At 66.1% G+C, this 15250-nt stretch carries 15 protein-coding genes; 6 read left to right on the top strand and 9 right to left on the bottom strand.

Annotated features, from left to right (window positions below; all coding sequences use genetic code 11):
• Nucleotides 1-43: 43 nt before the first annotated feature.
• The gene (locus J4O73_RS06805) at nt 44-310 is read left to right on the top strand and encodes a hypothetical protein (protein WP_426215793.1); all 267 of its coding nucleotides are present in this window, start codon (nt 44-46) and stop codon (nt 308-310) included.
• An 8-nt stretch (nt 311-318) separates the two neighbouring features.
• On the opposite strand, the gene fabI is transcribed toward J4O73_RS06805, so the two are convergent.
• The 3 genes from fabI to fabA form a co-directional block, all read right to left on the bottom strand.
• Entirely contained in the window at nt 319-1149 is an 831-nt protein-coding gene (gene fabI, locus J4O73_RS06800) for an enoyl-ACP reductase FabI (RefSeq protein ID WP_426215791.1), read from the bottom strand.
• Between the two features lie 103 nt (nt 1150-1252).
• Complete coding sequence (fabB, locus tag J4O73_RS06795) at nt 1253-2479, bottom strand: beta-ketoacyl-ACP synthase I (RefSeq protein ID WP_426215789.1); 1227 nt, start codon at nt 2477-2479, stop codon at nt 1253-1255.
• A gap of 174 nt (nt 2480-2653) precedes the next feature.
• A complete protein-coding gene (gene fabA / locus J4O73_RS06790; RefSeq protein ID WP_426215787.1) occupies nt 2654-3202 on the bottom strand; it encodes a 3-hydroxyacyl-[acyl-carrier-protein] dehydratase FabA in 549 nt (182 codons plus the stop codon).
• 192 nt (nt 3203-3394) lie between these two features.
• Here fabA and irr point away from each other — a divergent pair, with 192 nt between their 5' ends.
• On the top strand, nt 3395-3913 hold the full coding sequence (gene irr / locus J4O73_RS06785) for a Fur family transcriptional regulator Irr (protein ID WP_426215785.1): 519 nt from the start codon (nt 3395-3397) through the stop codon (nt 3911-3913).
• A 64-nt stretch (nt 3914-3977) separates the two neighbouring features.
• Here the strand turns inward: irr and J4O73_RS06780 are convergent, their stop codons facing one another.
• Nucleotides 3978-4529, bottom strand: a complete 552-nt coding sequence (locus J4O73_RS06780) for an SH3 domain-containing protein (protein ID WP_426215783.1) — start codon at nt 4527-4529, stop codon at nt 3978-3980.
• A 192-nt stretch (nt 4530-4721) separates the two neighbouring features.
• On the opposite strand from J4O73_RS06780, the gene J4O73_RS06775 reads away from it, so the two are divergent.
• Nucleotides 4722-5720: a 2-hydroxyacid dehydrogenase gene (locus J4O73_RS06775; RefSeq protein WP_378965929.1), complete on the top strand. Its 999-nt coding sequence runs from the start codon at nt 4722-4724 to the stop codon at nt 5718-5720.
• Nucleotides 5721-5732: 12 nt separating this feature from the next.
• Here the strand turns inward: J4O73_RS06775 and J4O73_RS06770 are convergent, their stop codons facing one another.
• Nucleotides 5733-6353 (bottom strand): Crp/Fnr family transcriptional regulator, encoded by a 621-nt coding sequence (locus J4O73_RS06770; protein ID WP_426215781.1) that lies wholly within the window; start codon nt 6351-6353, stop codon nt 5733-5735.
• A 63-nt stretch (nt 6354-6416) separates the two neighbouring features.
• Nucleotides 6417-7733 (bottom strand): flavin monoamine oxidase family protein, encoded by a 1317-nt coding sequence (locus J4O73_RS06765; protein WP_426215779.1) that lies wholly within the window; start codon nt 7731-7733, stop codon nt 6417-6419.
• 90 nt (nt 7734-7823) lie between these two features.
• Between J4O73_RS06765 and J4O73_RS06760 the strand changes: the two genes are divergently transcribed.
• Together J4O73_RS06760 and J4O73_RS06755 are read left to right on the top strand one after the other, a co-directional pair.
• On the top strand, nt 7824-8522 hold the full coding sequence (locus tag J4O73_RS06760) for a sulfate transporter family protein (RefSeq protein ID WP_426215777.1): 699 nt from the start codon (nt 7824-7826) through the stop codon (nt 8520-8522).
• 94 nt (nt 8523-8616) lie between these two features.
• Complete coding sequence (locus J4O73_RS06755) at nt 8617-9891, top strand: efflux RND transporter periplasmic adaptor subunit (protein WP_426215775.1); 1275 nt, start codon at nt 8617-8619, stop codon at nt 9889-9891.
• Nucleotides 9892-9896: 5 nt separating this feature from the next.
• On the opposite strand, the gene J4O73_RS06750 is transcribed toward J4O73_RS06755, so the two are convergent.
• Complete coding sequence (locus tag J4O73_RS06750; protein ID WP_426215773.1) at nt 9897-10274, bottom strand: plastocyanin; 378 nt, start codon at nt 10272-10274, stop codon at nt 9897-9899.
• A gap of 205 nt (nt 10275-10479) precedes the next feature.
• Between J4O73_RS06750 and J4O73_RS06745 the strand changes: the two genes are divergently transcribed.
• Nucleotides 10480-13314 carry an EAL domain-containing protein gene (locus J4O73_RS06745; RefSeq protein WP_426215771.1) on the top strand — a complete coding sequence of 945 codons (2835 nt, stop codon included), beginning with the start codon at nt 10480-10482 and terminating at the stop codon, nt 13312-13314.
• Nucleotides 13315-13355: 41 nt separating this feature from the next.
• Here J4O73_RS06745 and J4O73_RS06740 read toward each other — a convergent pair whose 3' ends face one another.
• Nucleotides 13356-14738 carry a class II 3-deoxy-7-phosphoheptulonate synthase gene (locus J4O73_RS06740; protein WP_426215768.1) on the bottom strand — a complete coding sequence of 461 codons (1383 nt, stop codon included), beginning with the start codon at nt 14736-14738 and terminating at the stop codon, nt 13356-13358.
• 133 nt (nt 14739-14871) lie between these two features.
• Complete coding sequence (locus J4O73_RS06735; protein WP_378965947.1) at nt 14872-15195, bottom strand: RNA polymerase sigma factor region1.1 domain-containing protein; 324 nt, start codon at nt 15193-15195, stop codon at nt 14872-14874.
• Nucleotides 15196-15250 lie beyond the last annotated feature (55 nt).

Genomic DNA, 15250 nt, shown 5'->3' with positions numbered 1-15250 from the left:
CGACCTCAGATGCGGTTTCGCCTTCAGATCGCAGGATCCGCCGATGCCGCACCGCTCTCGCTTACTCGCCGTCATCGCTTTCGCGGCGATGTGCGGCGCTGCCCTGCCCGCGCGGGCCGAGTCCAACTTTCTCGACCGGCTGTTCGGCGGCACTCCGGAAGCGGCTCCGGCCAATCCCTTCGCGTCGAACTATCCCTCGGCGCCGCCGTCGCAGCGCGAGATTGCCGCTGCACGGGCCGAGCGCGCGGCGCGGCGCTCACGCGGCGTGGAGGCCGGACCCATTCCGCCCGGCCGTATTCCGGAGGAGTGAGCCGCCGCTCAGGCGTCGCCGACGACGCCCGCCTCGTCCTGGGCCTGAAGCACGTCGGGGCGCGGCATCGAGATGATGTTGTAGCCCGAATCCACAAAATGGACCTCGCCGGTCACGCCGCCGGAGAGGGGCGAGAGCAGGTACAGCGCCGATCCGCCAACCTCCTCCAACGTCACGGTCCGGCGCAGGGGGGCGTGGGCACGCTGGTGATTGAACATCAGGCGTGCATCGGAAATGCCCGCCCCGGCGAGGGTGCGCATCGGTCCCGCCGAGAGAGCGTTCACACGGATGCCGTCCGGCCCGAGATCGGTGGCGAGGTATCGCACCGAGGCTTCGAGCGCCGCCTTGGCCACACCCATCACGTTGTAATTCGGCATGACCCGGGTCGAGCCGCCGTAAGTCAGCGTCAGCAGCGAGCCACCGGCCTTCATCCGCTTGGCCGCGCGTTGGGCGATCTCGGTGAAGGAGAAGCACGAGATCGTCATCGTACGCACGAAGTTCTCGCGCGTCGTCACATCGACGTAGCGGCCCTTCAACTGCGCCTTGTCGGAAAAGCCGATGGCGTGAACCACGAAATCGAGCTTTCCGTCGAAGCGATCGTCCAGGGCTGCGAAGGTCGCATCGACGGAGGCAAGGTCCTCCACGTCGCAAGGCAGCACCACGTCCGAGTCGAGCTTGGCCGCAAGGGGAGCGACACGACGGCCGAGGGCATCGCCCTGATAGGTGAAGGCTAGCTGCGCGCCCTGGGCATGAAGCATCTTGGCGATGCCCCAGGCGATCGAGTGATCATTGGCGACGCCCATGATCAGGCCGCGCCGGCCTGCCATCAAACCTGTCATGCGAACCCGTCTTCACTACCGTCGGCCGCCTTCACGGAGAAGACGGCACCGAGGTCTGCCTTAGCCCGCCCGTCGCGGCGCTGTCCAATGGACAGCGCCTCGCTCAGGCGTCGATATGCTTCAGGACCAGCGTGGCGTTGGTGCCACCGAACCCGAAGGAGTTCGACAGCACGTGGCCGAGCTTCGCGCCGTCCTTGCGCGCGCGCAGGATCGGCATGTCGGCGAAAGCGGGATCGATCTCATCGATATGCGCGCTCTCGCAGATGAAGCCGTTATTCATCATCAGCAGGCTGTAGATCGCTTCCTGAACGCCTGTCGCGCCCAAGGAATGCCCGGTCAGCGACTTGGTGGCCGCGATGGGCGGGCATGCGTCGCCCCGACCGAACACTTCCCGAATCGCCTCGATCTCCTTGTCGTCGCCGACGGGGGTCGAGGTGGCATGCGGGTTGATGTAGTCGATCCGCGCACCCTTCAGCCCGGCAATCGCCTGCTTCATGCAGCGGATGGCACCTTCGCCAGAGGGCGCGACCATGTCGTAGCCGTCCGACGTCGCCCCGTAGCCCGCGATCTCGCCGTAGATGCGCGCACCGCGCGCCTTGGCGTGCTCGTACTCTTCCAGCACCAGCACACCGGCACCGCCCGCGATGACGAAGCCGTCCCGACCCGCATCATAGGCGCGCGAGGCGCGAGCAGGCGTGTCGTTATACTTCGAGGACATGGCGCCCATGGCATCGAACAGGACGGAGAGCGTCCAGTCCAGCTCCTCGCAGCCGCCCGCGAAGATGATGTCCTGACGGCCGCCCTGGATGATCTCGGCGGCATTGCCGATGCAATGGTTCGAGGTCGCGCAGGCGGACGAGATCGAATAGTTCACGCCCTTGATCTTGAACCACGTCGCCAGGGTGGCCGAAGCGGTGGACGACATGGCCTTGGGCACCGCGAAGGGGCCGACGCGCTTCGGGCCCTTGCTGCGAGCGATATCGGCCGCCTCAACGATGGACCGGGTCGAAGGACCGCCGGAGCCCATGATGATGCCGGTGCGGTCGTTGGAAACGTCGCCCTCGTCGAGCCCGGCATCGCGGATCGCCTGCTCCATCGCCACCTGATTCCAGGCGGTGCCGCCCCCGTGAAAGCGCATGGCACGCCGATCGACCACGGTCTCGGGGTCGAGCGTCGGCGCGCCCTGAACCTGGCAGCGGAAACCGTGCTCTGCGAAGGGGACGGCACGGGTGATGCCCGAGCGGGCTTCGCGCAGAGAGGCCAGAACCTCCTGCGTGTTGTTGCCGATGGACGAGACGATGCCCATCCCGGTGATGACGACGCGGCGCATGGAAAGACCAAACCTCCGTCGCGACGTCGGTTGCCCACGCCGCGTTGCGGTCAGCTAAGGGGTAGCCGGTGCAATCTCAACAGCCGGAAACGTCAGGCGTTGCCCGCGCCACCCGAAACTTTGACCGTGCCGGGCCGAATTTGGCCCAATCACGGTTCTCAACGGGAGCCGATATCAGGCGTTCGAGGCCTGGAAAAGCGCGACGCGCAGGTCGTTCGCCTCGTAGATGCGGTTGCCATCGGCTTCCAGCCACCCATCGGCAATGCCGAGCACGAGACGTCCCTGGCGGACGCGCTTGATGTCGATGCCGTACACGACCTTCTTGTTGGTCGGCAGCACCTGATCGGCGAACTTCACTTCTCCGACACCGAGAGCGCGACCGCGGCCGGCGGCACCGAGCCAACCGAGGTGGAAGCCTACCAACTGCCAGAGCGCGTCGAGGCCGAGGCAACCCGGCATGACGGGATCGCCCTGGAAGTGGCACGGGAAGAACCAGAGGTCCGGCCGGATATCGAACTCGGCGAGGACATGGCCCTTGCCATGGGCGCCGCCTTCGGTCCCGATCGAGGTGATGCGGTCGAACATCAGCATCGGCGGCAGAGGCAGCTGCGCGTTGCCCGCGCCGAACAGTTCGCCGCGTCCGCAGGCCAACAGGTCCTCGTAGGAGTAGCTCGAGCGACGGCTCGGAGCCGGCGATTGCGCGGTATCGGCGTCAGGCGGCATGAAAGCGGAGCAATTCCCGTTCGATAGCGACAGGCCGGCGACCACCGCCGACGCGCCCGGTCGCGGGTTAACACGGTCGGGAGCGGGTTCAAAGCGGGTCGACCGGTCAAGCTGCGCCGGGTTGCGACGGAGGGCCGCCTTCCTTATAGTGTCACGTAATTGTCAGCCCTCCTGTCGAGCGTTCAGTCCGAAATGTCAGAGATGGTGCCACTGCAGGCTGTCCTAAGCGGTCGCATGCCCGCCCTCCCCACGGAGGCCAGCGGTGCCGGCCGTCGCGGTTGCCCGCTGTCGGACCTGCGGGAGCGGTTGCGCCGCGCCGGTCTGCGTCCGACCCGTCAGCGCCTGTCGCTCGGCTGGCTGCTGTTCGGGCGTGGCGACCGCCATCTGACAGCGGAAATGCTGTACGACGAAGCGATGCGGGCCAAGGTGCCGGTCTCGCTGGCCACCGTGTACAACACGCTTCACCAGTTCACCGAGGCTGGTCTGCTGCGTCAACTCGCCCTCGACGGGTCGAAAGCGTACTTCGACACCAACCCGAGCGAGCACCATCACTTCTATCTCGAAGAAGAGGGCGCGGTGATCGACATGCCGGATTGCGGCATCACGGTCGATTCGCTGCCGGAGGCTCCTGAGGGCATGGAGATCGCTGGCGTCGAGGTCATCGTTCGCCTGCGTCGCAGCCGCCCGGCAGGTCGCCGTACGCAGGGTTGAGCGACCGCACTCGTCGCAAACAAGTTGTTGACAGCAAAAGGCCCGGCTCGCGCCGGGCCTTTTGTCATTCGACCTTCTCGTTGGGATAGACGCCCCACAGCCGGTTCTGGCGGATATAGCCATCCACATCACGCTTGGATGGCAGCGTGACGATCATCCGGCACCACGTGCCGGTACAACTCTTGATATTGCCGATGACCCCCGTCTGAAGCCGCGCGGCGTCTCCGGACGAATCGTCGGGGCTCGACCGTAGGGGGATCGTCGCCTTGACGCCGTCCTTGTCGGGCCCGGCATTGACGACGGCGGTGCGGCGCCCGGACAAGAGCGAGTGCAGGACCCAGCCCTCCGTGCCTTCCGAGTCGCGGATGCGCCGCCACGTTTCGAACTCGCCGATGATTTCCACCGGAAGCCCCGCCCGCTGGAACACCCAGAGGGTGCGGTGATCCTTCGACGGACCCTCGCGCAGATTCACGCGGTCCGTCTTCAGGCTGGCGTAGCGAGGCAGCGGAAGCTTGGTGACAGGGCCGACACCGCTTTCCTGAGCCGCAGCGGGACCGGCAAAGGCCCCGGCGGCACCGAACAGGATGGCGATGAGAGTCGGGCGTAGCGGGCGCATCGTCCCTCCGGGAATGACGTCCGGGCCGGATCTCCGATTGGCGGATCCGGGCTCCGATTGTGTTCCGCCCTGCCTCTGCTAGACAGACCAACATGGCCGGCATCAGCCGGCAACCGGGGGGCGAAAGCCGGTCCTATGTGGCCGAACTCGGTTAATGGATGCTTGCGGCCTTGAGGCCGGGGGGAGTGAGACGTGTCGAAGCGCAAGCCGCTCGTGGTGGTGACGCGGCGTCTGCCGGACGCCGTCGAGACGCGGATGCGAGAGTTGTTCGACGTCCGCCTCAATGAGAGCGATACGCCTCTCGGCGGTGAGGCCCTCGCTTCGGCCCTGCGCGAGGCCGATGTGCTCGTGCCGACGGTGACGGACGAGATCGATTCCGCCCTGCTTGCTCAGGCGGGTCCGAACCTCCGGCTCATCGCCAATTTCGGCAACGGCGTCGATCATATCGATGTCGGCGTCGCGCTCGAGCGCGGCATCACCGTCACCAACACGCCGGGTGTCCTCACCGAGGACACCGCGGACATGACAATGGCGCTGATTCTCGCCGTCGCTCGCCGCGTGGCCGAGGGCGCGCGGATCATTCCCGACGACGATTGGACGACCGGCTGGTCGCCGACCTGGATGCTGGGCCGTCGCATCACCGGTAAGCGCCTCGGCATCGTCGGCATGGGCCGTATTGGTCAGGCGCTGGCCAAGCGTGCCCGCGCCTTCGGCTTGCAGGTCCACTACCACAACCGCCGCCGCGTTCCGGCGGCGATCGAGAGCGCCCTCGATGCGACCTATTGGGAATCGCTCGACCAGATGCTGGCCCGTGTCGACATCGTGTCGGTGAACTGCCCGCACACGCCCGCGACCTATCATCTGCTCTCGGCTCGGCGGCTGAAGCTGCTCAAGCCGGAAGCGATCGTCGTGAACACCGCCCGTGGCGAGGTGATCGACGAGAACGCTCTCGCCCGGCTCATCGAGGCGGGCGACGTCTCGGCAGCGGGCCTCGATGTGTTCGAACAGGAGCCTGCGGTGAGCCCACGCCTCGTGAAGCTTGCCCGCCAGGGCAAGGTCGTGCTGCTGCCGCATATGGGTTCGGCCACGCATGAAAGCCGCGTGGATATGGGCGAGAAGGTCATCATCAACATTCGGACCTTCATGGACGGCCACCGCCCACCGGACCGCATCCTACCGAGCATGCTCTGAGCCGAACCGCATTCAGATTGCGTCTCCGGCGGCGATGCGTTCGCCGCCCTTGGCGCTCTGAAACAGTCGCTCGCTCGTAAGCTTCAGGAAGTAAAAGCCGAATTCCGGGTTCTGGTAGTAGAGCTGCTTTACCTCGGAATAGGAGATGCGCAGCGCGCTCCCCGCCTGAAGGCACACGAGGGACGCCGTGCGGGTATTGCCGGGTGAGAGCAGGCCCAGCTCCCCGACAATGCCGCCTTTCCCGACCTCGATGCCGACCTCGGGGATCAGGAAGACGCCGTTCTCGACATAGAACAGTTCGTCGGCCGCATCGCCCTCGTGGAACACGGTCTGTCCTGCCCGGAAGCGGCGCTTGGTGCCGAACGGGGCCAGCCATTCATGCGTCAGGTCGCCCGACGAGGCGATCTCCGTCTGGCGGATCAGGCGCACCATCTCCCACAGCCGGTAGGCGTTGAAAGGGATCTGAATGCACTCGGTGAGCACCACGGGCATGCTCCCGATCAGGATACCGTAGGTCACGACGACGCAACTCGCGCAGAGGGAGATGATCCGCAGCGGGATCATCGTGCTCATCGCGGTCGCCGCGATGGTCAGCGCGGTGCCGAGATATCCGACGGCTTCGATCCAGTTCATCGCCATCCCCGGAGGCGGTTGCGGCGGGGGAATGCCCGTCCGCGCCGCATCCGGCAAGGCAACTCACCCGTTCTTCGTGGGCGAGAGGCTTTCGCGTACCGCCTCGGCGGCGCGGATTCCCTGCTCATAGGCACCACCCACCGTGCCCCATTGCTCCCGTGACAGCGCCTCGCCGGCGAACCAGAGCTTGTTACCGATGCCGTCGCGAAGTGTCAGGCGCGCCGGGGCATGGCCTGGTGGCACCACCGCCCAGGACCCACGCGCATGCGGATCGTGCCGCCACGCGCTCACGGCAGGGATCGTCAGATCGCGGATGCGCGCTCGCCCGACCTGTTCGGCCAGCACCGCGCGGACATGGCGCCGGACGAGGTCTACACCGCCTCCCGCCGCATCGATCGCAGCGGCCTCGTGGACATCGAGCTCGTAGAAATGGAACGGCGTTCCGTCGATCCGGGTCAGAAGACCGGCGGGCGATCGGCGTCCGCCATAGAAGCTCGCGAGCCGGTCGTGCCCGGAGAATGGGCTCGATGGCCAGTGCAGAACGGCGTGTTCGTAGATGCCGGTGACGAAGCCGTCGATGGCGGCGCGAACGGCGTTCGGCAGCGGCGGCGAGAAGGCCGGGCCATCGCGCAGGACCATCATCGGGATCGTGACGATGGCAGCCTTGGCGCGGAGTTCCGTGCCGTCCTCGATCTCCACCCTCACCCCGTCGCCCGACCAGTCGATGCGACGGACGGCGGCGGACAAACGGATCGGCAGGTTGGCGGCGAGGCGGGCGAGGTAGTTGCCGTAGCCGCCCGCGATGAAGAAGTTATCGCCGTATTCCATGCTCGGAAAATCATGGAGGGAGACCTCCTCCAGCGGTCGCCCCGAGACGAGGCCATGGACCTGCGCCACTCGCTTCCCCCAGGGCCCGAGGCCAGGGGGCAGGACGCTGGCGGCCGAGCGATCCTCGCCCTCCCGTCCGGCACTGCTCGTCATGGCCTGATCGGCGCGCTCGAAGGCACGACCGCTGGCGCGGGACTCCGTAGGGCGGGCGGGCCTGCCTGAAATCCAACCGTGCATCTCCTGCGGCGCCCGGCGCAGGCGCTCGCCGCGCTGATGACCTAGGGCGACGAGGGGATTGATCGGCCCGGCATGGAGCCAGTGCGCCCCGAGATCGACCGGGTGACCCCGTAGCGACACCGTCACAGCGCGGCCACCGACGCGGTCTCGTGCCTCAAGCACGGCGATCGACCGCCCGGCCGCGACGAGACTGCGCGCTGCGGCGATGCCTGCCGCGCCCGCGCCGATGACGATCACATCCGGCGCCTCGGGCATGTTCGCGAGCGGAGGCCGGTAGTCGGGGGAATGGGCCGTCGCAGGGGTTTGCTTCGCCATTGCCGTCGCCTTGCTCACTGGCCCACCCTTGCACTGCCGCATGCGCGATCCCACAACCCAGCCGTTTCGTTCCTTGCCGGACCAGAACCGATGATTCTCGATTCCGCTTCCGCGGCTCTGCGTCAGACGCTGTCGCCCGCCCTGCGCGGTATCCTTTGGAAATCGCTTGGCCTCACGGTCGGGATCCTTGCGCTTCTCTGGCTCGGACTCACCCGTCTGATCCAAGCCTTCCAGGCCAGCCATCATATCTCGGCGCAGTACCCGATCCTCGACAGCCTCGCCTACTATCTGGCGGGTTTCGGTCTCTTCGTCGCGCTGATCTACCTGTTGCCCGCCGTGTCGATCGTCGTCGCGGGCTTCTTCCTCGACGAGGCGGCCGAGATCGTCGAACGAACCGACTTTCCGGCGGACCCGCCGGGCGAAGCCATGCCCTTCGGCCGGTCGATGCTCTATGCCCTCCGCTTCGCCGGGCTCACGCTCCTCGTGAATCTCGCGGCGCTCGTCATCTTTTTCGTGCCGGTGATCGGCGTGGCAGCCTTCTTCGGCGCCAACGCGTATCTCCTGTCGCGTGAATATTTCGAGATGGCCGCCGCGCGATTCCGTGACGTGGATGGCGCCGCCGAGATGCGCCGCGCCCACGCGGTGCGCACGATGCTGGCGGGTTGCCTCCTCGCGGGCATGATGGTGGTGCCGGTCGTCAATCTCGTGACGCCGCTTTTCGGGATCGCCCTGATGGTCCACCTGCACAAACGCCTCGCACGGCGCAGCGTGCGGGCTCTGCCCCGCTGAGATGTGCTGCGGCGAGGCGGCGCCCTGGCCTTCCGGGAGCGCTGCCACTAGCTTGCATAGGCCTGGGACCTCGCCGGGCCGGAGCGAGCCTGGCATGGAACCGCGTGACGACAGGCCGGAGCCCCCGCCCCCGCCTGGAAAAGCGCCCTTCGTTCTCGTGGCACTCGCCGCGATCGGCCTCGTCGGCTGGGGTGCCTACGGGCATTGGCAGCGCGATATCGAGGCGACCCGGACGCTTGAGAACATCCGTCACGTCGTCCCCCGTGTGCGAACTGCCATGGCCGAGCGGGCCGATGGCCCGATCGATCTCACCCTTCCGGGCGAGACGCGCCCGTTTCTCACAGCCGCCATCGCGGCCCGGGCGACCGGCTATATCGCCGAGCGGCATGTCGATATCGGCTCGCGGGTGAAGGCAGGCGACCTGCTCATCCGGATTGCCGCTCCGGATCTCGATCAGCAACTCGCGCAGGCTCAGGCGCAACTCGGCCAACTCGAAGCCCTGCGGTTACAGGCCGACGCCCGCGTCGAGCAGGCCAAGGCTAGCGTCACGCTCGCAAGCCTCACCAACAACCGCACGACGACGCTCGCCGACCAGGGATGGGCCTCCCGCCAGAATGCCGACACGTCGCAGGCTGGACTTCTGTCTGAGGCCGCAACGCTTGCCGCCGCAGAGGCGGGGGTGAAAGTCGCGGCGGCCAACATCAAAGCGCAGCAGGCGGCCGTGGAGCGGTTGCGGGCGCTCACGGCCTATGAGCGCGTCGTCGCGCCCTTCGACGGGGTGGTGACGACACGCAATGTCGATGTCGGCGATCTGGTCCGTGCCGACAATGGCGGCACACCGCTGCTCGCCTTAGACCAAGACAGCACCCTGCGCATCGCCGTGAACGTGCCGCAAAACCTCACGAAGGGCGTGTCACCCGGCGTCGAAGCGACGATCCGTGTGCCGCAACTCCCCGGCCGTCTCTTCGCGGGCGCCGTCGAGCGCAGCTCCGTTGCGCTTCAGACGGCCTCGCGCACCCTGACCACCGAAGTCGACGTGGCGAACCCGGACGGCGTACTCCGCTCCGGAATGCACACCGATGTGACGTTGAAGATCCCGCGCGATAGGCCGGGCATCGTGGTGCCCGCGGAAGCGGCCATCTTCAGCCAGGGCAAACTTCGTGTGGCGGTCGTGAAGGACGATGGCCGGATCACGTGGCGGACGATCTCCCTTCGCCGGGATTTCGGCCGGGCTTTGGAGGTCGAAGATGGGCTCGATGCGCAGACCCGCATCATCCTTGGCCCCTCCCCCGATCTGCGCGAGGATCAACCGGTGGCACCCGAAGGCGGCGCCCCAGGCGGTACGCCCATGCGCTCGGCGGCCCGCTGACGGGGTCAGTTGACCCGAACGGTCAACTTCATCTTCGGGTGAATGCCGCACAACACTTGGAAGATGCCCGGCTGGGTGAACACGACCGGCGTGCGGCTCCCGGGATCCTGGTCCCCGGAATCGAAGCTGAACGTCGGCGATTCGATGTAGGCATGGTGCAGCAGGTCACTGTCATCGTTCACGATGATGACCGTCTCGCCTTTCGTCACGGACAGCGAGTCCGGATGGAACATGCGCCCCTTCTGCGACACGACGATGCCTGCGGCTTGAAGGCCCCCGACAACCGGAACACCTGCCAGCATCCCGGCGCCGAGAGCGGCGAGGCTGGGAAGCAAAAAGGCGAGACGGGACTTCCGTTGCTTGGCTGTTGCTAGGCTCAGCATGTCGGCTCCCGAGTTCTCGCAGGTCGTACGCCGACAAGGTTGAGAAAAAGCTTATGCACAATGCTCTTGGCAGCGATCGTTCGGTTCCACCTGCACAAGCGATGCCAGCGGGGCACTTATCTAGATCAAACAAAGGCTGAGCTAATCACACTTTAATATGTAGCCCATAGGACTGTGCACGACGACCGAGCGGTGACCCGGCGAGATGCAATATTCCGAGGCGGTAATTCCGACGAAGGCGAGGCCGTCCGTTCGCGGACGGGTTTTGTCGCTCGGCACCTTCGTCGCCACGATCAAGGCGAGGATCTTCATCGCCTTCTTCGTCATGAGCCTCCTGTCTGGAGCGCTCGGCATCTATGCCATCATCGCGATCGATCACGTCGGCGATCTCGTCGGTAAGACGTACGATCAGTCGCTGATGTCTATCAATTACGCACGAGCGACGGCGGCGGATTTTGCCAAGATGCGTGCGGTCTTCGCCCGCCAGGGTCTGACCAGCGACAAAGCCGCCATCGCCAAGCTCGATGCCACCATCGTCGAATTGCACACCACGCTCGCCGAAGACCTGACCATCGCCGTCGAGCGCGCTCAGTCCGATCGGGCCGTGCGGGCGGCCCATGCGGTGCAGGCCGGCGTCGCAGCCTGGGACGATATCCGCCGTGGCTTCGGGGATCTCTCTACGGTTCGCCAGGACAGGTGGGATGCGCTCGACCATCAGGCCGATATCGTCGACGCGCAGCTGGATATGCTGGTAAATTACACGGCGGGTGATGGCTTCACCTTCCGTCAGGCTGCGCGCATGGCGGTGAACAGCGAATTGCGGCTGAATATGGCGGCTGCGGCGCTGGCCATCTTCGGTTCGGCCCTCATCGCCTGGCTTCTCCATCGGCGTATTCGCGGACCGATCGTCTCGGCCTCGATCGCCGCCGAGCGGATCGCGGCGGGCCATCTCGACGATTCAATCCCCACAGATGGACGGGACGAATTGAGCAGCCTGCTGCGGTCGATGGCAGCCATGCGGGACAACATTCGCGTGATGATGGAACGGGAGGTGCGTCAGCGCCGCTCGGCCGAGCGCTTGCTCACGGACGCGCTGCAAAGCTCGCGCGAAGGCGTGATCGTCATCGATGCGGCGGGTCAGATCGCGTTCGCGAACCCGGTTGCTCTTCAGTTCTTCGACGGAGTCGAGTCGCAGGGCGATGCGACCAGAGAGGCCATTTTCCGCGAAGCACTCTGGCAGGACGGCGAATTCCGCTTGCCGAACGGGCGATGGCTGCGCGTGAGCCGCAGCGCAATCGAAGAAGGCGGCTTTATCGCCGTGTGCAGCGACATCAGCGTCGTAAAGGAACAGGAAGACCAGCTTCGCGAGACCAACCTGCGCCTTGATGCGGCCCTGGACAACATGTCCCAGGGCCTGTGCCTGTTCGATGCCAATGACCGGCTCATGGTGGTGAACCGCCGCTACGCGCAAATCTACGGATTGCCGGTCGGCGCCGTCGCACCCGGGATGACGGCGAAGCAAGTGATGGCGGTCAGTTTCGCCGGGCCCGATGCGGGACGCATGCTGACCGAAGTTGCCCGCGGACAGCGCGACGGATCACACGGACCGACCTCCTTCCCGGTCATCGACGAACTGCCCAACGGCAAGGTCATCGCCATAGAGCGCCGGAACACCGCCGATGGTGGATTCGTAGCGACCTATGAGGACGTGACGGAACGGCGCCACGCGGAGGCGCGGATCGCCTTCCTCGCCCATCATGACGTATTGACCGGCCTGCCCAACCGCGTGGCCCTGGAACAGCAGATCACCTCGGCCGTCGCTCAGGCCGGCCGCGAACAGGGCTTCGCCCTCTTCGCCATCGATCTCGACGATTTCCGCCCGATCAACGACATGTTCGGCCACGCGGTCGGCGACGAATTGCTTGTGGCCGTCGCGAACCGGCTGAGCGCCTGCGTCCGCGAGATCGATTGTGTCGCGCGCATCGGCGCCGACGAGTTTGTGGTCGTCCAGCGTGCCGTCGAGCGGCCCGAAGATGCGGCCGTGCTGGCGCGCCGGATCATCGACGTGGTCAAGGCGCCCTACGTTCTGTCGAACCATGTCGTCAGCGTCGGCGTCACGCTGGGAATCACCGTTGCGCCGGGTGACGGCACGAGCGCGGGCAAGCTCCTGAAGAACGCCGACGTTGCCCTGGCCCGTGCAAAGGCTGAGGCGCGCGGCTCGTTCCGTTATTTTGAGCCCGACATGGATGCCCGGCTCCAGGCCCGCCGCGTGCTTGAGAACGACCTGCGTCACGCCCTGGAGACCGAGGCGTTCGAGGTCTACTATCAGCCCATCTACAGCCTCGGTGCAGAGCGTGTTTGCAGCTTCGAGGCGCTGTTGCGGTGGAAGCACCCGGTTCGGGGCTTCATCTCACCCGCCGAGTTCATTCCCCTGGCGGAGGAATTGGGGCTCATCATCCCACTCGGGGAATGGGTGCTCGCCAAGGCCTGTGCCGATGCTGTGCGCTGGCCGGATGGATTGAAGATCGCCGTGAACGTCTCGGCGGTGCAATTTACCTCCGCGAGCCTCGTCTCCGCCGTGCGCGATGCCCTGCGTGTCACCGGCCTGCCGGGACGACGCCTCGAACTGGAGATCACCGAATCGGTCCTGGTGGCCAATCCGGGGACCACCACCGCGATTCTGCACAGCCTCAAGGGGCTCGGGGTGCGCGTCTCGATGGACGACTTCGGGACGGGTTACTCGTCGCTCAGCTACCTGCGCAGCTTCCCCTTCGACAAGATCAAGATCGATCAGTCCTTCGTCCGGGATCTGTGCGAGGAGGACGGCACGGACTTCATCGTTCGCGCCGTCATCAGCCTCGGTGCCAGCCTCGGCATGACGACAACAGCAGAGGGCGTCGAGACGGAAGCACAACTCGCCCGGTTGCGGGCGGAAGGCTGCGACGAGGTGCAGGGCTACCTGTTCAGCCGCCCGGTGCCGATCACTGAGGTGCCGAACATCCTGACGAGGTGGAACGGCGCGGCCAGGGCCATCGCCTAATCCAGACAGGAAAGGCCGGGCTCATCACCCGGCCTTTTGCCTTATTCAGCCGCGTCGAGGCGCGGCGTGTCGAGGTCGGCGCGCTCGCGCTTCACCAATTCGGCCGTGCGGAAGGCCACTTCCAGCGCCTGCTCCGCGTTGAGGCGCGGGTCGCAGTAGGTGTGGTAGCGGTCACGCAGATCGTCCGCCGTCAGTGCGCGGGCGCCGCCAGTGCACTCCGTCACGTCCTTGCCCGTCATCTCCAGATGGATGCCGCCCGCGATCGTGCCCTCGGCCCGGTGGACGCCGAAGAAGCCTTCGATCTCCTGCATCACCCGGTCGAACGGACGGGTCTTGTAGCCGCCCGCCGAGATCGTATTGCCGTGCATCGGATCGCACACCCACACGACCGACCGCCCTTCCCGCTCCACCGCCCGCACGAGGTTCGGCAGGTGCTCACCCACCTTATCGGCGCCGAAGCGGCAGATGAGGCTGAGGCGGCCAGCCTCGTTCTCGGGGTTCAGGGCGTCGATTAGCTTGATCAACCCCTCGCCCGTCATGGATGGCCCGCACTTCAGCCCGATCGGGTTCTTGATGCCGCGGGCGTATTCCACATGGGCGTGGTCCGGCTGCCGGGTGCGGTCGCCGATCCACAGCATGTGCCCCGAGGTTGCGTACCAATCACCGCTCGTTGAATCGACGCGGGTCAGGGCCTGCTCGTAGCCGAGCAGCAACGCCTCGTGGCTCGTGTAGAAATCGGTAGTCCGCACCTCCTGGTGGGTCTCTGGATTGATGCCGATGGCGCGCATGAAGCCGAGCGCATCGCTCATGCGCGAGGCGACATCCTGGTAGCGCGAGGATTGCGGCGAATCCTTCACGAAGCCGAGCATCCAGCGATGCGCGTTCTCGAGATTGGCATAGCCGCCGGTGGCGAAGGCGCGCAGCAGGTTGAGCGTGGCCGCCGACTGGCGGTACGCCTCAAGCTGGCGGCGCGGGTCCGGTACGCGGGCCTCTTCCGTGAAGCCGATGCCGTTGACGATGTCACCCCGGTAGCTCGGCAGCGACACCTCGCCCTGCGTCTCGTTCGGAGACGAGCGCGGCTTCGCGAACTGACCGGCGATGCGGCCGACCTTCACCACAGGCGAGCCGCCCGCGAAGGTCAGCACCATCGCCATCTGCAGGAACACGCGGAAGAAATCGCGGATGTTGTCTGCGGAGTGCTCGTCGAAGCTCTCGGCGCAATCGCCGCCCTGCAGCAGGAAGGCCTCACCGGCCGAAACGCGTGCCAGAGCCGCCTTCAGCTTGCGCGCCTCTCCTGCAAAAACCAGCGGCGGAAACGTCGCGATCTGCGCTTCGACGGCAGCCAGGGCAGCAGCGTCCGGATAGGCCGGCACCTGCTGAATCGGCAGGTTCCGCCACGTCGTCGGTGTCCAGCGCTCGCCCATGATCTTTCTCCACGCACCTCGTTCGTGCGACCGCGCCCACCGCGCGGATGGGGGCTTATAGAGAAGTTCACATCGGATCGCGAGAGCCCGAACACCATCACGGCGTGTCGAATGGCTGAGTTGCGTCGCCGTCCTAAAGGCCGGGGTCGCCGTCCTCGACCTCGATGCCGTGTTCGGCCAGAATCCAGAAGATCGCTTCCAGATCCTCCGCCGAGACGTCCCTCGGCGGCAGCGCCTCCTCCAGATCGTCGTAGGTTAGGCAGCGGCTTCGCTGCGCCTCGGCCTTCGCCAATAGCTGGTCGATTGCCCGCCTGATGTCGGCGGGCAACGCATCCTGACTCGGCAGGCGATACGTGAAAGCCGGCCGTAAGGCATCGGCCAGAAGGCCGTCTATGATCGCTTGACGCCGCGTTTGGGCGTCATCGCGCTTTCCGTCGCCAGAACCGTGCTTGCCCATGAGGCTGATATGGCTCAGCGATTGGGCGCGTCGAGACCCAACCGGTGCGGCTTCC

The organism is Methylobacterium sp. NFXW15 (assembly GCF_049887755.1).
Classification (GTDB): domain Bacteria; phylum Pseudomonadota; class Alphaproteobacteria; order Rhizobiales; family Beijerinckiaceae; genus Methylobacterium.
This window is presented reverse-complemented; position numbering and strand designations above follow the sequence as displayed.